We start from the raw sequence: 23775 nt of genomic DNA, 5'->3' as shown, positions 1-23775 counted from the left end.
TTTTTATTCACCTTCCGGCGTATTATTTTCCGGTGTTCCGCTCTCCGATACCCTGCTCTCAATCTGACTCAGATAAGTCCGCGCATCGTCAGCATATTCGCTGTCACCATAATCATTAATAATCGTATTATAACAGTTTCTGGCCTGCTCAAAATCTGTCAGATACTGATAAGCCCGTCCCATATTAAACCATGCTTCCACGGAATCCGAATTCAGATTCAATACCTTTCGGAAATAAGTTACCGCATTCATATAATCCTTCTGATCATAATATTCATAGGCCTCCGCATAAAGCTGATTGATAACCGTATCCCGTGTTTTTGTCAACAGGAAATCATAAACATCCTGGGCTTCCTGGCCGTCCAACAGCGTCTTATCCACATCCGCCAGAACCGTCCCCGCAGTGGCAAAATCATTGTCCAGATAAGATTTCATCGCCTGGATCAAACGTTTTTCATTCTGCTCGCTGTCAGCTTGGCTGCCTACCGTATCCATATTGTTTTTTAATTTATCATTTTCATCCGTCAGCGCATCCACCTGATTCTGAAGCGATGTAATCTCCTTATTTCTCTCGGAAATCTGACTGCTGTACTCAACCACGGCCTGATTATATTCTGATGCCTTCGTCTTCTGAATCGAAGGTACAAGCAAAAGGCCGACAACCGCCGCCCCAATGATAATACCGATCAGAATATTGACAAAGGATAGGGTGCTCGTATTAAAATCCGTATAACTCCCCGCCGTCCGCTCAATGACGATCGGATTCGGATCCTTAATCTGAACATAAGCCGCCTTTTCCCGCTCGACATCTTTGCCTCTCCGCCTTTGATGGGAATAATCGACAAGCTCATTCATATAGCGAACCGTCGTAATATTGTTTCGGTCCAGCTTCAATGCTCTGGATAAAATCTTCCGCGCCGCAGAATATTGCTTGTGCTGAATATATAAAAGACCCAGGAGCTGATAAGCCCGGATATAATTCGGATTCAGATTCACAACCTTTTTCAGCTCAATGATGGCAAGATCGCCATTTCCCTCCTCCAGATATTTCAACGCCAGATTATAATTCTGGATCGTGCTGTTAATGACCTGAAGCTGGCCCTGATTATTCTGAACCTTCTTAATATAATTTCGGGCAACATTTCCCTTACTCTGGAAATGGACACTGATGACCCATTCACTCAGGGCCGCAACCGTCTCACCTGTCTGGAAATACACCAGTCCAAGAAGATTTCTCGCATTGGTATTGCACTTATTATATTTCAAACTCATCTGAAGCGATGCGATCGCACCGCTCAAATCCCGTATTCTTGCCTTGCTCAGACCGATGTTATAATGATAATTTGACGACTGGATAATTCGCTTCATTATCGGTTCTTCATATGCACATTTCGGACAGCGGTATGTATTTTCAAGGGGTGTACCGCATTTTGGACAATTCATACACGTCCCTCCTAAAACTGCTTAAAACGATTTGAATCATTATGGAATTCCTTCATCATCTCCTCAACAATGTCGATAACATCTCTGAGGTCATTGCGCTGAATCGCCTCTTCCGCCTGATTCACTTCAAGACTCGGTTTGTATTTTTTAAGTTCTTCATCAAAGTTAATCATCTAAATTCCTCCCAGAAGCTCCTTCACATGGCCAACCAGATAAAGTGAGCCTGTACATATAAGCACACCATCTCTGCCCTTCCACTTCTTTCCGGTCATAATGGCCTCACTTACATTATATGTGCCCTGAATATTTCCATGCCAGTTTTTCTCAAAATCTTTCATAACCTCATGAAAATCCCGGCGCCGTCCATTATCAATCTCTGTGACAATGACACCTTTTAAATGCTTCATGCCGCATACATGCCGCACCATCTGCTGATAATCCTTATCCTCCGCCACGGCAAATACAAGATAAATATCCTTTCCCGCCAAAGTACTCTCCACGGAGCGGACCATTTCCCGGATTCCATCATCGTTATGGGCGCCATCCACATAGATATTATCCCCGACCGATTCCATTCGGCCGGGCCAGACCATGAATACCAGTCCTCTCAGCATCTTTTTCCGAAAAACGTCTTCCGGCAGACGCCACCGGGAATCACCGGATTTCTGCGCTGCCTTCGGCTGCCTCTGCGCTGTTTGCATTGGCCTCCGCGGCACGGCCGCAGTTTCCCGATTCATCGATTTTCTCAGAATTTCCATTCCCGTCACAGCCAGCGCCGCATTCTCCGCCTGATATATGCCGTTGGTATTAAGCATTATATCATACTTTTCAAAATATGGACACACCAAAGAAAACCGAATCTGTCCCTGCGCTGAGGAAATGTTTTCCACCCAGTCCGACAGCACCGGATAACATAACCGGTATCCCGAAAAATCCTTATCCGTTTCCGGGAAAGCTTCCGGCCCCAGAACTTCTTCGGCGCGGGCTTTAATCACCCCCGCCGCCCCGGGCCGATCGGCCAGATATACAAGCGGTACACCCGCCTTAATGATCCCCGCCTTTTCTCCCGCAATTTTTTCAATCGTATCGCCGAGAATCGCCGTGTGATCCAGACCGATAGATGTGATGAGTGTCAGATCCGGGGACTCCGCCGCATTTGTCAGATCCAGACGGCCGCCGAGGCCCGTTTCAATAACGCCGTACTCAATCCCGGCCTTCCGGAAGGCACACATGGCCATAAGGTAGATAAATTCAAAAAATGTCGGATGGGAAATTCCCTGAGTTGTCTGAACATCCACCAGGGCTTTCACCTTATAAAAGGCTTCGGCAAAATCTTCATCGCTGATCTCCTCGTTATTTATGCGCATCCGCTCATTGATCCGCACAAGATGCGGTGATGTAAAAAGCCCGGTTTTAAAACCCATTTCCCGAAGACAGGATTCCATATAGGCGCAGACCGAGCCCTTACCGTTAGTTCCCGCCACATGAATATAATGAAAACTCGTTTCCGGACTTCCGAGGAGCTTTAAACGTTCCCTGGTCTTCTCAAGACCCCCGGTCCTTGCGAACCGGGGGATATTATACAGATATTCAACAATTTCATTCATCATCCGTTTAAGGCTTCCAATCGTTCTTCAACCTGCTTTAACATCTGAGTATATTTTTCCAGTTTGTCCCGCTCTGCCTGAATCTTTGCCTCCGGCGCTTTGCTGACAAAGTTTGGATTATTCAGCATGCCCGATGCTCTCGCAATCTCTTTATGAAGCTTATCTTCTTCTTTAGCCAGGCGAGCCTTTTCTTCGGCGATATCTACCAGCTCGGCAAACGGCATATAAATAACCGCCTGGTGGATCACTGCGGATACGGCGTCCTTTTCAATGCCCGTTTCATCCGCCTGAATAACCACATCGCTGGCATGGGCCAGAGTAGCGAAGAATACTCTGCCATCCTCAAAAATCCGGCGAACCTCTTCATTGTCAGAGACAACAATCACTCTTGCTTTTTTGCTCGGCGGTACATTCATACCTGTACGCACATTGCGGATGCCCCGGACAGCTTCTTTAATGGTCTCTACCGCATTTTCATCCGCCTCAAAATTCCATTCGTCTTTATATACCGGCCAGGAAGAAATCATAATGGACTCTTCCTCCTCCTGAACATTGCAGAAAATCTCCTCTGTAATAAACGGCATGTATGGATGGAGCAGCTTCAATGCCTGAATCAATACGGTCTTTAATGTCCAAAGAGCCGCCGCTTTGGTTGTATCCTCATTATTATAGAGCCGCGGTTTAACCATCTCAATATACCAGTCACAGAATTCTTCCCAGATGAAATCATAAAGCTTCTGAACCGCAATGCCCAACTCATATTTATCCATATTGGCGGTAACTTCCCTCGCCAAAGTATTGGCCTTTGACAAAATCCATTTATCCGCCTGGGTTAAATCATCCAGTGTCACATTATCAATCGAAATACCCGCTTCCTCGGCCTGCTCAAAGTTCATCAACATAAACCGTGAGGCATTCCATACCTTATTTGCAAAGTTACGGCTGGCTTCCACCCGCTCCCAATAGAAACGCATATCATTTCCCGGCGCATTGCCGGTAACAAGGGTAAAGCGAAGGGCATCCGCGCCGTATTTATCGATAACCTCCAGAGGGTCTATACCATTGCCGAGGGATTTGCTCATCTTCCGTCCCTGGGAATCCCGCACAAGGCCGTGGATCAGCACTGTGTCAAACGGAACTTTACCCATATGCTCCAAACCGGAGAATACCATTCGGATAACCCAGAAGAAAATAATATCATACCCGGTAACAAGAACATTTGTCGGATAGAAATAGTCCAGATCCTCGGTCTTATCCGGCCATCCCAATGTAGAGAACGGCCAGAGGGCAGAGCTGAACCATGTATCCAGCGTGTCTTCATCCTGCACGATATGATTTCCGCCGCACTTGCAGCAGGTTGTCGGCGCATCCGCCTTGCGGGCTACCATAATCTCGCCGCAGTCCTGACAATAATAAGCCGGGATCCGATGTCCCCACCAAAGCTGACGGGAAATACACCAGTCACGAATATTTTCCAGCCAATGAAGATAGGTTTTGTCAAAACGTTCCGGGACAAATTTTAAATCGCCTTTTTTCAGGGCTTCGATGGCCGGTTTCGCCAGTTCATCCATTTTAACAAACCACTGCTGTTTGATGAGGGGCTCTACCGTTGTCTTGCAGCGGTCATGAGTACCGACATTATGATTATAGTCCTCAATCCGCACAAGCAGTCCGAGACGGTCCAGCTCCTCAACAATGGCCTTCCGCGCCTCATAACGGTCCATGCCCGCATATTTGCCGCCGTTCTCATTGATGGTCGCATCATCATTCATAATATTAATCTGTTCCAAGTTGTGTCTCTTACCCACTTCAAAGTCATTTGGGTCATGCGCCGGTGTGATTTTAACCACTCCGGTTCCAAATTCCTTATCTACATATTCATCTGCTACCACCGGAATTTCCTTATTGACAATCGGAAGCAGTACCATCTTCCCAATCAGATGTTTATAACGTTCGTCCTCCGGGTGTACGGCCACCGCAGTATCCCCAAGCATGGTTTCCGGACGGGTTGTGGCGATCTCAACCATCTCGTCAGAGCCAACCACCGGATAATTAATATGCCAGAAATGTCCGGCCTGATCCTCATACTCAACCTCCGCATCGGAAATCGACGTCTTGCACACCGGACACCAGTTGATGATCCGCGCGCCCTTATAGATCAATCCCTTTTCATGAAGACGAACAAATACTTCCTCAACCGCCTTATTGCAGCCCTCATCCATGGTAAACCGCTCTCTGTCCCAGTCACAGGAGGAACCCAGCTTTTTAAGCTGACTGATGATCCGTCCGCCATATTCCTTTTTCCAGTCCCAGGCTCTCTCCAAAAATGCCTCGCGGCCCAAATCCTTTTTGCTGATGCCCTCTTCCTTTAATTTTTCCAGAATCTTAACTTCCGTAGCGATACTCGCATGATCTGTTCCCGGCTGCCACAGCGCATTATACCCCTGCATCCGTTTGGAACGAATCAAAATATCCTGCAATGTATTGTCAAGAGCATGCCCCATATGAAGCTGCCCTGTAATATTTGGCGGCGGAATCACGATCGTAAACGGTTTCTTACTCCGATCTGCCTCCGCATGAAAATATTTATGGTCGAGCCATTTCTGATAAAGCTTATCCTCAATGGCCGCCGGATTGTAGGTTTTCTCCAACTGCATCTTTCTTTCCTCCTGTTCAATTTCTGCCGCTGCGGCGCAAGCGCCTCCTCACTTGGCTTGTGCCTTTCGCCATTATTTTTTTTCGCCGTCCTGGCCCTGCCAGTACTCCTCGAGAGCCGCGCTTCTCGCGTCTCCCTCGGTCGCGGGCGGCGCCAAATGACGCGGCGCAAGCGCCTCCTCACTTGGCTTGTGCCTTTCGCGAAAAAAAGAGCTTTCACCCCATAAGGGCGAAAGCTCGCGTTACCACCTTAATTATACGAAAAATAAAACTTCCGTACATCTCTTCGGTCTATAACGAAACCACCCGTGGCCGACTACTTTCCGATATCCGGTTTCACCTGCCCTGTTCAAAAGCTACCTTCAGAACCCACTTCTTTGGATGACCTTTCAGCCGCCGAATCATCCTCTCTGTTAAGGTTGTGTTCCTACTCCTCTTTATCACTACATTTACAATATAAAATATATTCTATTCAAAACCGGCCAAAAAGTCAAGCCCGCCGTTTTATCTTTTGTACTTTCTTTTTCCTGTTTATCCAACAACTTTAAGTATTTTTCCTTTTCCGCCTCCGACACCTTTAAGGCCTCCATAGCCTTTTCGGCAGACAGGTTCATCGTCTCCATGAGATTCCTGACAGATGACAAAATTCCATCGGCCACGCCGGCTTCATGCCCCTCTTTACGCCCTTCGGCCCTGGCCATATTATTTTCCTCCAGCTCCCGCATAAACTTCATACCTGTCTCCTCACTTTAATAGCTGTTCGCCCTCCGGGCTTATCGCGCAAAAAAGACCCGGACAAAAATCCTTTTAGGATTCCCGTCCGGGCCTTCGATATCTTATCCGACAAAAATATCGTCCAATCTACATTTCCTCTACGGAATTGACGCCTTCCAGTCCCTCGATAAATGTATGTACATCCATTCCCTTCGATTTGGCACTGACTTCTATGGACATCGTTGCATTGACAATATCGTCCTTATTCTTTTTGGACTTACTCAATTCCAGGCTGAGAAATTTAAATCCCCTCTCCTTCACTGCCGACATAAAAGGAGTGATATACTTTCTGGACTCAAACTCCACATACAAATCATAAACCCTTGAATGTTCATAAGCATATTCATCAATCTTTTCCAGATAGTTATATACCAGAAATACAATCAAGGTGCTGATGATCGCTCCCGAATAAAAGCCGATTCCTATAGCCAGGCCGATTCCGGAGCAGGCCCAGAGACCGGCCGCTGTCGTCAAGCCTTTAATCTGATTCCGCCCGGTCACCATGATCGTGCCCGCGCCAAGGAAACCCACGCCGCTGACAACCTGAGCAGCCATACGGGCTACATCACCGGTTCCATTGGAAACATATCGGAAAGTATATTCTCCGGTCATCATAATAAGGGTTGCCCCCAGACATACCAGAATATGGGTTTTAAATCCGGCTCCCCGCTTTTTTACACTCCTGAAAAACCCGATCACACCGCCGCAGACTGTTGCCAGCAGCAGTCGAATTATAACCACAGGAACAGTTAACGAATGGAGATATTCATCGATCATCTCAAATACTTCCATGTCCATTTTATCACCACCAGGCTTCTGCTTTTTATAAAGCTTCTACATTCTTCGTTGCTACAACGGAAACCCCCGTACCGGCGACATTCTCCAAAATAACGTCCCCAATATGCACCGGTGCTTCCACCTGGATACTCTGAAGCGCTTTTGCACAATCAAAAATTTTGTTTTTTGGAATATCTGACTTTGTTTTCACCGAAACCATCGGAATCTTCCCGCCATTCACATGAACAATCGAAGTCACAATGCGGGTTGGATTTGTTACTTCCTTCCGCGCGTATTCCTCGCCCCGCTTGCATGTATTCCCTGTAACACTGAGAATTTCCGTGCCTTCCATCTCTACTGTCACGGCGCAGCCCAGAGGGCATCCGATACAGGTTAATTCTCTTTTTTCCATATGCTTACGCCTCCTCGACCTTAAAGATAATCTGCTTCAGATTCGGATATTTCAAAAGCTGCTCTTTTTTCAGCTTCACTTCTTCCATTTCACCCGGAGCAACCACCGGACGTCTCCGGCGCATTACCCGTTCATCATCAAAATAAGTGGACACATAACAATTTTTCTGAACAGCTCCCACACGGAAACGCACCGTGATCTCATCATCCATCCGGTCCACATTGACTGTTTTAGGCACGGTGTAACGCACAATGCCCTGTGGGCAGAGAGCAACCGTTTCATGAGTCGTCTCCGGCTCTTTGCTGCCATTCTGAATATATTTTGCCGCATTTCTTCCGGCTGCCGCCGCTTCCTCAGAAACAAAATCCACCAAATCATGTACATGAAGCACGTTGCCGCAGGCAAAAACTCCCGGTACACTGGTTTCCAGGCTTTCATTAACCACCGGCCCGTTAGTTACCGGTTCAATATCCACACCAATGCCCCTGGATAATTCATTTTCAGGAATAAGGCCGCAGGAAAGGAGCAATGTATCGCAGTCGTAATGCTCTTCGGTTCCCGGAATCGGTTTTCCGTTACTGTCCACTTCAGCCAGAGTAATTCCCTTTACCCGTTCTTTTCCATCAATATCAATCACTGTATGGCTCAATTTCAGAGGGATACCAAAGTCATCCAGACACTGAACAATATTTCGTTTCAGCCCGCCGGAAAACGGCATTAATTCTGCAACAACTTTGACCTTTGCCCCTTCCAGTGTCATACGGCGTGCCATGATCAAACCGATGTCTCCGGAACCTAAAATAACAACTTCCCGTCCCGGCATAAAGCCTTCGATATTCACCAGCCTCTGAGCGGTTCCCGCCGAATAAATACCCGCCGGACGATAGCCCGGAATGTTCAGGGCGCCTCTCGGACGTTCCCGGCATCCCATAGCCAAAATAACCGCTTTGGCCTGAATCTCAAACAGGCCGTCCTCCCGATTCATGGCCGTCACAACCTTATCTTCCGAGATATTCATAACCATCGTATTTAATTTATACTCGATTTTTAAATCTGACACTTCATCGATAAAACGTCCCGCATATTCCGGACCGGTCAATTCCTCTTTAAACGTATGCAGGCCAAAACCATTGTGAATACACTGATTTAAAATACCGCCAAGCTCGTGATCCCTCTCCAGGATGATGATGCTTTCCAAACCATTTTTTCTTGCGGATGCTGCCGCCGCAAGACCGGCAGGGCCGCCGCCGACAATAACTAAATCGTAATTTAACATGTTCTTCACCATCCCTTCTATAATCTATCCTTAACTGTACCGACAATGAGTTTGGAATCTCCGCCGGATTTGGTAATATCCGCCATGCTCACATGAAGTTCCCTTGCCAGGATCTCCATTGTTCTCGGGGAACAGAATCCGGCCTGGCACCGTCCCATTCCTGCCCGGGTACGGCGTTTTACGCCATCCAGTGACCGGGCGCCGACCGGGCGGTGGATCGCATCCAGGATCTCACCTTCCGTGATCATCTCACACCGGCAGATAATATTGCCGTATTCCGGTTTTGCCTCAATTAATTTAGCTCTTTCTTCCTTGCTCAGCTCCGCAGGATTTAAAATGCCCCGGCGTGTGCCGACAAAATCCGGATTTTCAGGAAGTCCCATCATCTCTGAGACAATATCCGCTACCATCCGGCCAATTGCCGGTGCGCTGGAAAGTCCCGGAGACTCAATGCCGGACACATCCACAAATCCCTTCGCATCTTTTGCCTCTCCGATAATGAATTCGTGATGGTCCTCATGGGCACGAAGTCCGGCAAAGGATGTGATCACCTGGCGCATCGGAAGTCCGGCCACAGCCTCTCCGGCTTTGCTGACAACATAATCCAGTCCTCCCCGTGTCGTTGCCGTTGATTCTTTATCTTCAATATCGATGGCCGTCGGCCCGACTAAAAGATTTCCGTGGACTGTCGGGGTAACAAGAACACCCTTTCCAAATTCATCCGGCAATGGGAAGATCGTATGAGACACATGATTTCCGGCTGTCTTATCCAACAGACAGTACTCTCCTCTTCGCGGTGTAATATGAATCTTGTCCGCGCTGACCATGTTATGGAACTTATCTGCATACACACCGGCCGCATTAACTACAACCTTTGTTTCAAGAATACCCTGATCTGTTGTCAGAGCATAACCGCCGTCAATCTTTTCTATATTCTGAACCTCTGTGTTCAGTTTAAATTCCACACCGTTGACCGCTGCATTTTCCGCAAAAGCGATCGTCATTTCGAACGGACATACAATGCCGCCTGTCGGTGCATGAAGCGCGGCTACAACCTGCTCTGTCAGATTCGGCTCCAGCTCATGGGCCTCTTTGGCATCCACAATGCGAAGGCCCTTTACGCCATTTTTCTTTCCCCGTTCCAAAAGCTCTTCCAGTTTATAAATGTCCTCCTCATGGACACAGACAACCATCGAGCCGATCCGTTTGAACGGAAAATCCAATTCCTTTGCCACTTCATCCATCATCTGATTCCCCTGGACATTTAATCTTGCCATCAACGATCCCGGTTCCGCATCATATCCGGCATGAACAATGGCACTGTTGGCTTTAGAGGTTCCGGCACAGACATCTTCTTCTCTCTCCACCACGCAAATATTGGCTTTATAACGTGACAATTCCCGAGCTGCCGCACAACCGGAAACGCCTCCGCCAATGATGATAATATCGTACATCTTTTCTCCCTCCTGCATTTTATTCATATTTTTTCTGAATCTCGCGAACAATATCCGGATAATTTCCGATCACTGAATCCACGCCCCGTTCAAACATTTCCTCAATTTCTTCTTTTTCATTGACTGTCCATGTATTGATCTCAAGGCCATGGGATTTAATCTCCGCCACAATATCCGGCGTCATATTTTTATACATCGGATGATAACATTCAACACCCACCGAAGCCGCATAGGCTCCCGCATTGATCAGCCAGGATTCCTCCAGAAGCCCGCATTTTATGGTCGGATCAATAGCTTTCATACGGAGGATGGAAAAATGATTAAATGAAGAAATGATCATTTTATCTTTTAAACCATATTCCTGAATCATATCGAAGACTTTTTTTTCAATGCCCTCATACTCAAAAACGCCGGTCTTTAACTCTATATTGGTTATAATATCTTTATCCTTCACCAGCTCCATATATTCCCGCAGTGTCGGAATATGCTGAAAACCACAGTCTTTAAATGTATAGGACGCATTCAGTTTGGACAACTCCTCATAAGTAAAATCCTTTACCCAGCCGGTACCATCCGTCGTGCGGTCTACCCGTTCATCATGAATGATAACAACAACGCCATCCTTTGTCAGATGAACATCATTCTCTATCCCGTCCGCGCCGGCTTCAATGGCCTTTTCAAAAGCCAACATCGTATTCTCGGGATATTTGCCACTAAATCCTCTGTGCGCAAAATTTTTCGTCATCATTTTTCCCTCTCTCTTAATAAAATGTAAGGCGAAACAGACAGTCCCGCCAGACTATCTATTTCGCCTCTCTCACTCTCTAAAGCGCTACTCATATTATTATAGGTTTATCATAACACTTCTGTCCCCTAAATGCAAGGATAAACACCATTTTATTGCATTTTCCACAATGTACGATTTGTTGTGGAAACCGCATCCGCACCGGCAGACAGGGCGCCCATCACATCCTTTTTATCCGTCAGCAGACCGCCCGCAATGACAGGTACATTGACAAAGTTTCGTATATCCTTCAAAATCTTCGGCATGATCCCCGGCATAATCTCCACACAATCGGGATGATAAACCTCGATCTGACGTTTTGAGTTTTCCAGTGCAATTGAATCAATGACAAAAAATCTCTGAATGGTTAAAAGCCCCAGCTCCTTCGCCCGCTTCACTATCGCCGGCTTTGTGCTGATAATTCCGTCGGCCTGAGTTGTTTTCTTAATGAAATCCACAGAAATTTCCTTGGAACTCAAACCGGTGATCAAATCCATATGGACGATCGCCGTTTTGCCGCCGTCCTTTATTCTTTTTACGATGTCGCCAATATTACATACATTTCCAAACAGAATAAAAATGACCTGGCACTCTGTTTTCAGACATTCTACCAGCCCCTGCTCATCTTTGATCGCCGCGATCACCGGCGAATCAATTAATATCTCTGCATCTAACATCTCTTTCATCTTATATACTTCGATACTCTCCCTTCTCTTCTTCCAGCCATGCAAGCACCTCCGGACAAACTGCATCCCACTGGCTCTCACTATGGATATCCTTCATTTTTTCCAGCATTTTATAAACCGGCTGAGTTTCAAATCTGCGTTCCGCCGCATCAAGGCGCTGATTCATCTGCCCGAAAACATCCGGCGGAAGGATCATACGGTTTGACTCCTGCAGCATTTCTTCCTCCCGTCCCAGCATTTTCAGCATCATCAGCCAGGCATTTCTGGAAGCCTCTGAAACGTTTAATTCATAAGCCTTCTTAAAACAACTCAGAGCCGCCTCTCCGTTGGCCAGCCGTGCAAAAGCGATCCCCATATTATGATAAACATTTCCCCGAAACTCATTTGTCACTATCTCTTCCGAGTCATCCATCATCAGATCCACTTTTTTATAAACCGCCAGAGCTTCCAGCGGCCGTCCATAACGCAGATAATTATCCGCTTCCACCTTTCGCGTTTCAACCGGATTCTGCATTTCAATCTCTTCAATCACCTTTTGAAGCTGATTAATTTCTTCTTTTGAATAATAGTCCACCGACATCAGCGTCAGGCGCACCATCTCCTTGAGCGTCCTCCGATTCTTTTTCGCCTCTCTGAGGCGTTTCACCAGGGCCCTTTCACCCAGATTTTTCTCAATCCAGTAAAACAGATCATCCCCGAAGGTTTCCGGGCTGATCGTATATATATGATGATAAATATAATGGCAGAGCTGTTCCAGATTATAGACGCGGATGCCGCTCAAACTGAAGTAATAAGGCACTGTGTTGTGCTGTCCATCCGTTAAGATCAGACGTCCCGGCTCATGGACCTCTTTATCATCAAATGTTTCATCATAAATATCAAATACATGCTCCGTCACACTGTCTGAGGCAGGATAGAATTCTCCGAAGCCTTTGTCCTGAAGCATGACACGGCAATGAGACGTATCGTCAAAGCGCAGCTGCATATGAAAATACCGTGTTTTATCCGGCCGGTTTTCATCCGCTTCAAATCCGTCCAACGGAATCTGCAGTGAACGTTCCCGCTTGCTCAGATAATCCATCAAATGGATGGTTACATGGTCCATGCCATCCGGTATAAAAAAGGCTTCCGCCTGAACATCGTACCAAATCTGTCCCGCCTGAACGAGCTCCAGATTCATCATTTCACGTTTCCTGCTCCCCCGGATATAAATCGTTTTTGAAATAACGTCTTCATTAAGGGCAATAAAATTCCCCTCCTCCAGCAGACCGGCAGCCGTCAGGCTATAGTAACAGGCACCCCGGGAGAAAATATTGGAACCGATAAAACCTTTCCGATGATGACAGAGATTCTTTAATGAAATCTTCGCCCAATTTCCTTCAAAGCCTTCCCCTGTCAGATATACCGTAGATATGATTTTATTTGCCGTCACCTGCCGGACGACCTCCAAAAACCTGCGGTCCAGCTCCGGCGGCGCCGTCTGCCCGATCTCGCTGCCGTCAAAATATTCCGTCAAAGGAACGGTTGTCGCCATAACTCCGACCGGCATCCTTTTTTTTGAAATAGCCAGATGATAGTAAGTCATCCCCCGGCGGGTATAATCAAACAAACCCACATCATGCTGCCACAGCTCCCGCTTTTGATTCAGGGCATAATATTCATAGGCAGAAACGTGATTTATCACCGACAACCGGCTTTCATCAAAATTCATCCCGGCACACAGCCCTTTTAAAGTCTCCACTGTATATTTTCCGAGTTTTGCGACAGAAACCGTCAGCTGTCCCACAGCCCAATGCGGATAATATTTTGTCAGAAGCTTCAGGCTTTCCGCCATGAATATACGCACTAGCTCCGCGCCGGAATATGAATCGTCACCCACGGCAATATTTTGTTTCTGCTCCAGCACATCGACAAAATTCTCCACCAAAACACCCCGGTGTTCATTGACCGCCTTCCATGCATCGTAACCGCAAACCCAGGAACCGTCCGAATAAAGACGGCACAGCACCGTCGGAATCCGGTCCAGCATCTTTTCTCCAATATAGCAGATAGTATCCATATCCTGTGTTTTCTGGTTATAGCAACTAATCTGGACATAATCATTGCACAGGTCATATCCCAAAATCAGTTCTTTTACTCGATTATCCATAAACACGTCCTCTTCTCTAAAGTAATTCAAAGACTTCGCCCGCAACCGACTTTCTCCGGCTGTATTCGCAGGCTGTCCGATACAGCGCGTCATAATCGTTGAAATCCTTCTGAAGAATCATACGATTAATGTAATCTATACCGCTGAACAGCGGCCGTTCCCCATCAGCCTCCGGATAAACTTCCTGCACTTCAGACACGATAATGTCCTCTCCATCATCGTCCAAAGCCTGCCAGGACAGCTTTTCTCCGGCAAACAATGCCCAGGATTTTATGAAAATGCCGCCATATACACTCTGCATGTTTTCTTCTTTCCATTCACTGCTCCGGGAATCGGATTCAATCCGATACCGCACCTTCACCGTATGCTCCGGATTCGTTGTATAGGTCACAAACACCTTATCCACCAATTCCTGCGGAATATCCGTCAGATTCATAAAAGACTTAAACCACGGAAGCATAACACCCCGGCTCAAAAACCGGCGCACCTCACGGCAGATCCATCCGTCATAGGCGCTTTCACTCTGCGGATGATCCGAGAGATATTTCAACATAGCCAGGCTGCAGACATCACGCCCACGCTCCATCTGATCCATCTCGATCTCCATATACCGGAAAATATTTTCCTTTAATTCCCGATTCTTCACAAGACACCGATAAGCATTGTAAGCGAGATAGGCCCGGACAATTTTGATATTCGGACGCATCCGATAGTAGGAATCAAACACCGGACTGCTCTCCTCCACCATATCCTCCGTAAACAACACCTGACAGAGCATCTTTTCTTCCAGCTGATGAACTTCCACCTCAAAGCCGACAGCCGCCTGCCAGATATCCATATAATCTTTTGTTGTCCCCATGTAATACCGATTCAGATATTCGAGAATACTTTCATCATATTTACCGGCTTTAAAGGCATAAAAGGCCATCTCCAGGAGAAGGGCGTCCTCCTCATAATTCCGTTTGCGGATCATTCGAGAGGTCAGGCGCATCAGCCGTTTATCCCTGATATTTTCATAGCCGTATTCACTGATGGCCTCAAAGGCCTTCTCATAGAAGCCCCGCTGAATATAATATTCAATAATACTTCCCCGCTCCTCGCTTCCAAGCAGGTGGATATCCAGCCGGATCAAATATTTCTCCAGCGTCTCGCCCTCATAATTTTCATAATAAATATCTATGAGATTCTTTAAAATATTCTTGCGGTACTCATTTCCGATGTAATGAATCTTTAATGTCCGCTTAAAGATTTCAATCGATGTATCATCAATCATCTGATATTTCAGCGCCCGTTCACTTCGGTTCATAAGCACCTTTATATTTTCAGGACACAATTCATAGCAATCCTTAATAAACTCTGACTCATCCATCATTTTTTCCATTGAAAAATCAACGGTACGTATATAACGATTGCCCTCCATATCCTCAAACGCGATATTATATTCATCCATGAAAATGTCGACATAGGCTTTTCCCTTTTCCACCGGATAGACAAATTCCCTGTCCACCTCCCGCATCGTAACTATCGCGTTGATAATTCCCGGATGCTCGCAGCTGATCTGATATTTAAACATAATATCCGGCAATTCCCGGGCCAGCTTACTGTTCATCTTATCACGGGTAATATAAAATTTATATAATTCGGCAAGATTACTGTCTATATGACCCAGACTGAGCTGTTCATAGGTAAACGCCTTCATGATATTCTCATAGGAATGATAGATCCGCTCCAGACTCTGGCGATGCCGGACAATATACCGGTACAAAAAGGCCTTCCGTTTCCAATCCAACTGATTATTATAATTAAAATAATAAAGTACCGCTGTCGGGAGTTCCTTCACCGTCTCCTCATCTAAAGAGTACATATAAAATTCATATAAGCCTGCCAATTTCAGCGAATGGCGGATTCCCTTCAGATACCACTCGTTATATTTTTTATCAATCGCATGTTCATTAATAAGCATACTGCAGACAGCCGCCAGAAGTTCTCTGTTTTCATAACATTCACACAGCCGCATCATTGCCCTGAGAACCAACGGCTGATATCTTCTCTGCCGTACGGCCAGATCCGCAAACTGATACATCAGCGATGGGCTCAGCAGACCATAGCGGGTTCCCCAATGCAGAAGCTGCGACTCAAAAGCATCCAGTTCCCGCACCATGGACGGGTCCTCATTGGCCAGACGCAATGCCTCCTGATATATGAGCGGACTATGGCAGCCGCGGTCAAATTCTGCCTTCATCCGCTTAAAGGTATGAATTCCGCCATTAGCCAGACGATCATCCAACTGGAGTAAGATCCATAAAAGTTCCCACCGGTCGCACTGGCCCTCATAAAACTCCCACATCCGCTGAATCACATAGTGGGTATAATCCGGTTCTTTGCGGTATAAAGATGTAATATATAAATAATAGCAATATTCCAAAAGAGAGTTTCTTCGGAGCTCCCGGCCATTAATCTGTCCGATAACCTCCTTTGCACTGTTTTCCTCTCCGACAGTCAGCAAAAAATGAGCCTCCAAAAGAGCGTAGCAGACATCATCGCTGTTATTCCTGCAGCAGTCCACATCTTCTCTCGTCTCCCGGCTCCAAACATCCATCGGGATCCTTCCGGCCTTCCAATCCAGATACCGCCGTTCAATACGGCATATACTGCTTCGGATTGAGCCATGAGGCTCTTCCTCATCCCTGAAAACATCCTGATAGCAGCATACCTTAATCTCAATGGACTGGGAAAAAGTGGACAATACAATACGGCCGTAATTACGGCCCCGTTTCAAAAATTCCGGATTGATAAAATACTCAAGCTCATAATAACTTCCCAGAAAATCCTGGGTCGTCAGCCGCTTTTTATAAACGCTTAAAAAATCTCCCTCCGCATAAATAAAAATTTCCTGATAGCCCCATGTATTCTTTTCCAAAACCAACTTGTCACTGAGAGCTTCCGACAGATTATTCTGAATGATCTCCCGCTGTGTGACCGAGATCGTCACCTTTTGTTTTTTCTTTAGGGTATAAAGAAATTCTTCCAGCGCCTGATTGATATTCCGGCTTTTCATCAACTTCTCATAAATATGCGCGTGGATTTTATTTACAAGAAAAACCCTTGGAAAATCTTCGGATTTAAAAAGATTCACTGCCTCCTGCCATTGCTCCGAAGCCAGCCTTGAAAACTCTTCCAGATTTCCGACTTCGCCGATGCTGGTCATACAATAAGGAGAACGCACCGACACCGCATAAGGCACCTGAATCTCACCGCCGTTGCTTATAATGCTGACGTGGCCTTCCGCCTTGTCCCCCGGCTCCATATTCTCCGCAGAAAAAGTAAAATGAATCTCATTATCTGTTCCGATAATATCCGTCTCCACACAGTGCATCTGTTTATTCGAAGAAAAGACCTTCGCCCGCACATCAATTCCATTGGTCGAATAAACTCGAAATTCACCGGAAAAACAGCTGCCCGACTCAACCTCCAGATAGATAGACGATTCGGAAACGTGAATGTCCGGACACCCATATTCAAATATTCCCTTAGACAATAAATTTATCTTTTCTTTCAATGTTTCTCTCCTGTTTATCATTTGCATTTTTAAATGAAATGTACTAATATAGATTATACCACTACAATGAATATTGGTGCAACAAAAAGTGATGAGGAGTAATATTATGACACAGAAAACCGAACATTTTCATGGCAGCGACCTTGAGAAGATCGAGGAGATCTACCATATTCCGAGGGAAGAAATTACCAGCTTTTCAGCCAATGTAAATCCGATCGGCATTTCTCCGAAGCTGCGCTGTGCCCTTGCCGAACGCATCGACGCCATCACCGGCTATCCGGAAAGAGAGTATACCTCCCTGAGAAAATGTATTGCCTCCTATGTAGATACAGATTTTAAAAATATTATTGTGGGCAATGGTTCCACCGAATTGATCTCCCTGTTTATTCAGATTTTAAAACCGCACAAAGCGCTTATTCTCGGGCCAACCTATTCCGAATATGAGCGCGAAGTCACACTGGCCGGAGGAACCTCCCGGTATTATCGTTTAGATGAAAGCCATGGATTTTCCGTCCATGCGGACTTACTCGCCAAACAATTAAATGAAACCATTGATCTGCTGATCCTATGTAATCCGAACAATCCGACATCCACAGCGATCTCCCGCTCCGATATGCGGCAGATCCTGGATATATGCAAGGAAAACGGCATTTATGTTCTCGTGGATGAAACCTATGTGGAATTTACTGAAAACCTGCAGGATATCACGGCAATTCCCCTGTCCCAGTATTATAATAATATCATCGTCCTCCGGGGCGTTTCCAAGTTTTTCGCCGCTCCGGGGCTTCGGCTCGGCTATGCGGTCTGCGGCAACCGGGATTTAGTCAAAGAAGTCGTTGGGCGCCAGGATCCCTGGGCCATCAACACTCTGGCCGCCATCGCGGGAGAAATTATGTTCACGGATGAGGAATACATTGCCCAAACCCGCCGTCTCATTTCCTCCGAGAGAGAACGAATCTGCCGAAAACTGGACAGTTTCGCCGGAGTTGCCTACTATGCGCCGAAGGCCAATTTCATCCTTCTCAAAATTCTTAAAGAGGATGTAACGGCAATGGATGTTTTCGAGGCCGCCATTCAGGAAAAGCTGATGATCCGCGACTGCTCCGATTTTCCGTTTTTAAATAACAAGTACTTCCGCTTTTGCATTATGATGCCGGATAAAAACAATGAATTGCTGCGTGTGATCGAGAAACTGCTCGGATAACTTTTGCCATAAAAACAGGGAGGGCGGACTTTCTCAAGTCCTGCTCTCCCTGAAAATTTTTATTCAAATTTCTCTAAAGCATAAAGGTTTCAGCCTCAACACCCCTCGGCCTTTGGCGCCAGCGCCAGCACTGATCTGAAGATCGGCGGAATATGAATACTCTGTTTATAAGTCATAATGACATGCCCCGCATCCAGCCGTTCCTTCATATCTAACTGATCCGCCAGCAGATCGCCCTTCCGCCCATAGATTGAACGAACCGACAAATCAAATTCTATGTAATCATTACTGTTATGCACTTTAAATCTCTGACGTTCATAATCAACGACAACGCCTATCCTGCGAAGATTGACCGTGATCTCCAGATACAGATTCTTAAGCAGCGGATACCGGCTCTCTTTCAGCCAACGGACATCACCCCTGAAAATTCTCCGGCACTCCCCGGCCGTAATCGGAGCATAATCCTTATAGATCATCCCGCTTCTCCGGCTTTTCCGCTCAACCATTAAATGTTCCGTATCAAAATTCACCATAACAATACAGTAAACATCCTTATCGTCAGATTCAGCATCCAATCCATCCTCAAGATAATTAATTTCATCGTTAAAATATATTTTTCGAACTCTGTCTACCTTACTCAGCCTGTTTCCCGGTGTATCCTGAATAGTCTCTATCATTTTTTCATAATCTTTCACATTAAGAACATTGTTGTTCTCATAATAAACTTCTCTGTCCATTAATTATTATATCCACCCTTTCCAAAAGTATTTCCCCATTAACCTTCTCTACTCTTATCATTATATTCGAAAGATGTGAAAAAATGATGTTTAAATACTGAAGAATTTATAAAAAGAATCGAAAAAAAAAGCTGCGGCCGCAGCCACAGCTTTTTCTGTAAAAATTATAAGAAAATACAATCGTCTTCTTTAAGGGACAGATAAACATCCGTATTGTTTTCAATCAGCGTTGCTTTCTTAAACAATACATCCACATCCACCTGTTTGTCGCCGCAGAGAACGGCATAACGAAGAACATTACCATGCGGAAGGCTGACAGAAACTCTGCCTTTCATTGTCAGATGTCCTTCTTTTTCGATCGGCTGCGTGCTGATCTCCACAATTTCCGGGCGGAAAGCCACATCTTTTGCATCTGCCTGTTTTCCGGTTAATTTCTTGAAATCTTCCATCGGCATAATATTATAATGACCGATAAAGGTAGCCGCAAACTTGGATACCGGCTGGGTGTACATCTGAGTCGGAGCTGCCGACTGTTCAATCTGCCCTTTATACATCAAATGGATCACATCAGACATAACCATCGCTTCATCCTGATCATGGGTTACGAAAATTGCAGTAATATCCATTTCCTTCTGGATACGGCGAATTTCCACCTGAAGAGAATGACGAAGCAGTGCGTCAATGGCTGATAACGGCTCATCAAGAAGCAATACCTTCGGATGGGTCACCATCGCGCGGGCCAGGGCAGCACGCTGCTGCTGACCGCCGGACATTTCAGACGGATAATGATGAAGGTGATCGGACAAACCGACAATGTCTACCATCTCTTCAACCCGCTTTGTGATCTCCTCCTGAGGTACTTTCTTTAACTTTAAGCCGAAAGCCACATTCTGCGCCACGTCCATATTCGGGAAAAGACTGTACTGCTGGAAAACCATACCGATATCTCTGTCCTTCGGATTCACATCGGTGATATCCTTGCCATCCAGATAAATCTTACCGGAGGTTACGGTTTCCAAACCGGACAGACAACGGAGCAATGTACTTTTTCCACAGCCCGAAGGCCCGAGAAGTGTTACAAGCTGCCCTTTTTCAACTTCCAGATTAATATTTTTTAAAACTTCATTTTTCCCAAAACTTTTAGTTATATTTTCAAATCGAATATACGACATTTCTCATCACTCCTTTATTTTTTCTGTGCTCTTCCTCTGCCTTCACGGCTCTTCAGGAATAATACAATTGCTGTAATTACGAAAGTTACAAACATAATAATTACAAATACTGCACTTGCCTTTGTACTATCACTCTTCATTGTCTGATAGAGGAATATCTGCATATTCGGAGCCGAAGTTCCGGCAAGATTTCGAATCAGAACATAATCACCAAAGATAATACCAACGGCCAAAAGTGACGATACAATAATCGCTGAGATAATATTCGGCACAACGACTCTGAAGAAAGCATAAATCTTGGAAGCTCCAAGCATCTCTGCCGCTTCAATCAATGTCAGCATATTCACTGCCCGCATACCGTTTCGGATACCCTGATAAATATAAGGCAGAATAACGATACAATATGCACCCATCAGCATAACCAGTCGATTACTTAAAATGGATTTCGTTCCTACATATAAGGACAAAATACTGACAGAAAGAATAACACCCTGAATCGTATATGGAATCATACAAATGATCTGCACATACTTCTCAAGTTTCGGAAAATAAATGGTTGTTACGAACAACGCCAGTAAAACAATAATGATCGTCAATATGATCGGAACGATACACATTCCAATGGAACGTCCCACCGATGAGAGGAAATTGGCATCTGAAAACAAAGATGTATAGTTGTCCAGACTGAATCCCTCCGGCAGTATGCCTGTCCATTTATGGAACATCGAATAGATAATGGAAATTACCAGCGGAATCAACAGATAAATCATAACAATAAGCATAACAGCTATAGAACCTGCGCTTTTTTTCTTCATTTTCTATTGCCTCCCTTCTGGAATCTTCTGCTCAAAGCATTGGTAATCAAAATCATAATGACCATGATAACCATCATCACAACAGACAATGCGCCGCCGAGGCCGGCACGTATCTTTACTTCACCGGTGAAGCAGCCTGCGATCTGAACCGGCAGAAGGGCAATGTTGTCCATCATCAACGCGTAAATCGTTGCATAAGCGGCCAGAGCATTAGCAAACAAAACACTGAAAGTGCTGAGAATACTCGGCATTAACACAGGAATACCGACTTTTCTCCAGAAAAGTCCCGGCGTGCCGCCTAAAAGTGTACATGCCTCTTTCCACTGCTTCTGTACACCGTCAAATGCCGGTATCAAAAGAAGCGTGGACAACGGAATCTGGAAATATATGTAAATCAGGCTCATGCCATTCATTGTATACAAATTATAATTAGCCAACATGTCAATGCCGAATTCTTTACCGATACTTACAATCAACCCGGCATTGCCCAAAAGAATCATATAAGCGAAGGCCAGTGGAATACCGGCAAAATTGGAGACCATATTCAACACGGTCATAAATATATTATTTAATTTCCCCTGATGCTGATGCGCGGCCCGAGCCCCGAGAAAGGCAATGATAATACCTGCGATCGCAGATGTCAGGGATATCTTCAAGCTGTTAAGAATCGCCTTCTGATAAATCAGTTTTGAAAAAACAGCCTGATAATTTTCCAGCGTAAAGCCCGTTCCCCCATCCGGCCGGAAACTCTTCAAAACAACCGTGATCAACGGTACGATTTCATAGAGTAACGCAACAAGCAAGAATGGCACTAACGCAAGTAAATAGATGTACGTTTTCTTTTTCATTCAATTCAACTCCTGTCTGATGCTATCATTTTATTTATCTGGATGCGCCAGAGCCTTATTCTCTAATCTAAAAATGGGGGTGCAGGAATTTGCACCCCCATATGTTTCGATTAGATTATAAATAGTTACTGTACAAGTAATGGAGCGATTTCTTCTTCCCAACGTGTTTTAGCTGTTTCACAAGCTGCGGAATAAGTATCTGCATCTGAGATCAGAACTGCATCCGCGATATCTTCTTTGCTGATAACCTGGTCAGCATATTCTTCTGCGATTTCAAAATCTTCTCTTGTAGGCATAGCACCTGCCAGTGCAAGATATGTCTGTCCCTCATCGCTGAACATAACTTCTCTTGTAAGAGCTGCTGCATGTGGATGCGGTGCATATTTGTTGATTACAGAAGCGTATCCGTTCTGAAGACAACCGTCAGAAGGAACAACTGCTGTCATCTTATACTGGCTGATGTTCTTGCTGTAAGGAATACCCTGGAAGCTCCATACAACGCCAACTGCGATCTCACCGGATTCAAAGTTTGCCTGTGTGATATCCAGTGTATTGATTCTGCCTGCTTCTGCCATCTCTGTCCAGAATTCAAATGCCGGCTCAAGATTGTTCATATCGCCGCCGAATGCATATGCGGAAGCGATAAATGCGCCCTGTGCGTTACCACCGGTAAGAGGTCCAAGGGCAACTTTGTAGTCGCCTTCACGGATATCCTGCCAGGATGTCGGTACATTTTCAACCTGCTCTGTATTTACAAGGAATGTTGTAACACCTGTGTATGCAACCATCCACTTGCCGTCTTCGCCTTTAGCCCAGTCCGGAACACTGTCCCAATAGGAAGTCTTATATCCCTGAACAAGATCTTCGGAAACAGCCTGTCCTGCAAAACCGTATCCAACATCACCCATATCCTTTGTGCCGTTCTCACCTTCTGTTGCGAACATCTGAAGTTCCTCAGAAGAACTCATATCGGTATCATTATGTGTGAGACCGTGAGTTTCACTCATTGCTGTCCATAATGAACCCCAGTCAGCCCATTCATCAGGCATACCAACGGATTCAACATGGCCTTCTGCTTTTGCCTTTTCAGTAAGTTCCTCCAGGCTCAAAGCGTTCAGATCCTCGCCGCCTTCAGCAGCTGCTGTTGTCTCGCCGCCTGTTTCGGCAGTTGTTTCGGCAGTTGTCTCGGCAGTTGTTTCTTTCTTTTCTCCGCCGCCGCAGCCAACCAAAGCCAGGCACATTGCTCCAGTTAAAGCAACTGCCAATGATTTCTTAGTCATCTTTTTCATAGTTTCTCCTCCTTTTTTTGGACCTATATTAAAAAGTCCTTATAAACCATAAAAAGAGCAGAAAGGAATACCCATGACATTCTCTCTCCAGCTCTATCCGTCATTGCTATTCTAACATAAATTGTATGAATTGT

Annotated in this window: 19 protein-coding genes and 1 other annotated feature; of the genes, 1 reads left to right on the top strand and 18 read right to left on the bottom strand. The window is 45.6% G+C overall.

What is annotated here, in order from left to right; all coding sequences use genetic code 11:
• Positions 1 to 3 precede the first annotated feature (3 nt).
• The 13 genes from ACMN7X_RS09995 to ACMN7X_RS09935 all read right to left on the bottom strand — a co-directional run bounded on the left by ACMN7X_RS09995 (position 4) and on the right by ACMN7X_RS09935 (position 17576).
• Positions 4 to 1443: a tetratricopeptide repeat protein gene (locus tag ACMN7X_RS09995; RefSeq protein WP_418747323.1), complete on the bottom strand. Its 1440-nt coding sequence runs from the start codon at positions 1441 to 1443 to the stop codon at positions 4 to 6.
• Positions 1444 to 1454: 11 nt separating this feature from the next.
• Positions 1455 to 1616, bottom strand: a complete 162-nt coding sequence (locus tag ACMN7X_RS09990) for a hypothetical protein (RefSeq protein WP_418747322.1) — start codon at positions 1614 to 1616, stop codon at positions 1455 to 1457.
• A complete protein-coding gene (locus ACMN7X_RS09985) occupies positions 1617 to 3053 on the bottom strand; it encodes a bifunctional folylpolyglutamate synthase/dihydrofolate synthase (protein ID WP_418747321.1) in 1437 nt (478 codons plus the stop codon).
• Entirely contained in the window at positions 3050 to 5707 is a 2658-nt protein-coding gene (locus tag ACMN7X_RS09980; RefSeq protein ID WP_418747320.1) for a valine--tRNA ligase, read from the bottom strand. Before ACMN7X_RS09980 ends, ACMN7X_RS09985 begins: the two co-directional genes overlap by 4 nt.
• A 220-nt stretch (positions 5708 to 5927) precedes the next feature.
• Positions 5928 to 6158, bottom strand: a binding site (T-box leader).
• The gene (locus ACMN7X_RS09975) at positions 6155 to 6439 is read right to left on the bottom strand and encodes a hypothetical protein (RefSeq protein WP_418747319.1); all 285 of its coding nucleotides are present in this window, start codon (positions 6437 to 6439) and stop codon (positions 6155 to 6157) included. (Overlaps the previous feature by 4 nt.)
• A gap of 127 nt (positions 6440 to 6566) precedes the next feature.
• Positions 6567 to 7277, bottom strand: a complete 711-nt coding sequence (locus ACMN7X_RS09970; protein ID WP_418747318.1) for an MgtC/SapB family protein — start codon at positions 7275 to 7277, stop codon at positions 6567 to 6569.
• A gap of 25 nt (positions 7278 to 7302) precedes the next feature.
• Positions 7303 to 7668, bottom strand: a complete 366-nt coding sequence (locus ACMN7X_RS09965; RefSeq protein ID WP_418747317.1) for a DUF1667 domain-containing protein — start codon at positions 7666 to 7668, stop codon at positions 7303 to 7305.
• A 4-nt stretch (positions 7669 to 7672) separates the two neighbouring features.
• Positions 7673 to 8944 carry an NAD(P)/FAD-dependent oxidoreductase gene (locus ACMN7X_RS09960; protein WP_418747316.1) on the bottom strand — a complete coding sequence of 424 codons (1272 nt, stop codon included), beginning with the start codon at positions 8942 to 8944 and terminating at the stop codon, positions 7673 to 7675.
• 17 nt (positions 8945 to 8961) lie between these two features.
• The gene (locus tag ACMN7X_RS09955) at positions 8962 to 10398 is read right to left on the bottom strand and encodes an NAD(P)/FAD-dependent oxidoreductase (protein ID WP_418747315.1); all 1437 of its coding nucleotides are present in this window, start codon (positions 10396 to 10398) and stop codon (positions 8962 to 8964) included.
• A gap of 19 nt (positions 10399 to 10417) precedes the next feature.
• The gene (locus ACMN7X_RS09950) at positions 10418 to 11143 is read right to left on the bottom strand and encodes a glycerophosphodiester phosphodiesterase (protein ID WP_418747337.1); all 726 of its coding nucleotides are present in this window, start codon (positions 11141 to 11143) and stop codon (positions 10418 to 10420) included.
• 152 nt (positions 11144 to 11295) lie between these two features.
• Complete coding sequence (locus tag ACMN7X_RS09945; protein ID WP_418747314.1) at positions 11296 to 11868, bottom strand: glycerol-3-phosphate responsive antiterminator; 573 nt, start codon at positions 11866 to 11868, stop codon at positions 11296 to 11298.
• A 1-nt stretch (position 11869) separates the two neighbouring features.
• Complete coding sequence (locus ACMN7X_RS09940) at positions 11870 to 14017, bottom strand: DUF5716 family protein (protein ID WP_418747313.1); 2148 nt, start codon at positions 14015 to 14017, stop codon at positions 11870 to 11872.
• 16 nt (positions 14018 to 14033) lie between these two features.
• Positions 14034 to 17576 carry a DUF5717 family protein gene (locus ACMN7X_RS09935; RefSeq protein WP_418747312.1) on the bottom strand — a complete coding sequence of 1181 codons (3543 nt, stop codon included), beginning with the start codon at positions 17574 to 17576 and terminating at the stop codon, positions 14034 to 14036.
• Positions 17577 to 17682: 106 nt separating this feature from the next.
• Between ACMN7X_RS09935 and ACMN7X_RS09930 the strand changes: the two genes are divergently transcribed.
• On the top strand, positions 17683 to 18780 hold the full coding sequence (locus tag ACMN7X_RS09930) for a pyridoxal phosphate-dependent aminotransferase (RefSeq protein WP_418747311.1): 1098 nt from the start codon (positions 17683 to 17685) through the stop codon (positions 18778 to 18780).
• Between the two features lie 95 nt (positions 18781 to 18875).
• Here the strand turns inward: ACMN7X_RS09930 and ACMN7X_RS09925 are convergent, their stop codons facing one another.
• The 5 genes from ACMN7X_RS09925 to ACMN7X_RS09905 form a co-directional block, all read right to left on the bottom strand.
• Entirely contained in the window at positions 18876 to 19517 is a 642-nt protein-coding gene (locus ACMN7X_RS09925; RefSeq protein WP_418747310.1) for a hypothetical protein, read from the bottom strand.
• Positions 19518 to 19681: 164 nt separating this feature from the next.
• Positions 19682 to 20689 (bottom strand): ABC transporter ATP-binding protein, encoded by a 1008-nt coding sequence (locus tag ACMN7X_RS09920; protein ID WP_418747309.1) that lies wholly within the window; start codon positions 20687 to 20689, stop codon positions 19682 to 19684.
• 14 nt (positions 20690 to 20703) lie between these two features.
• Entirely contained in the window at positions 20704 to 21504 is an 801-nt protein-coding gene (locus tag ACMN7X_RS09915; protein ID WP_418747308.1) for an ABC transporter permease, read from the bottom strand.
• On the bottom strand, positions 21501 to 22352 hold the full coding sequence (locus ACMN7X_RS09910) for an ABC transporter permease (protein ID WP_418747307.1): 852 nt from the start codon (positions 22350 to 22352) through the stop codon (positions 21501 to 21503). Before ACMN7X_RS09910 ends, ACMN7X_RS09915 begins: the two co-directional genes overlap by 4 nt.
• A 125-nt stretch (positions 22353 to 22477) precedes the next feature.
• Positions 22478 to 23641 carry an ABC transporter substrate-binding protein gene (locus ACMN7X_RS09905; protein ID WP_418747306.1) on the bottom strand — a complete coding sequence of 388 codons (1164 nt, stop codon included), beginning with the start codon at positions 23639 to 23641 and terminating at the stop codon, positions 22478 to 22480.
• Positions 23642 to 23775: the final 134 nt, after the last annotated feature.

This window comes from Frisingicoccus sp. (assembly GCF_048388605.1).
In the GTDB taxonomy this organism is placed as follows: domain Bacteria; phylum Bacillota; class Clostridia; order Lachnospirales; family Lachnospiraceae; genus Frisingicoccus.
The sequence above is the reverse complement of the archived record's forward strand: the minus strand, read 5'-3'. Positions and strand labels throughout refer to the sequence as shown.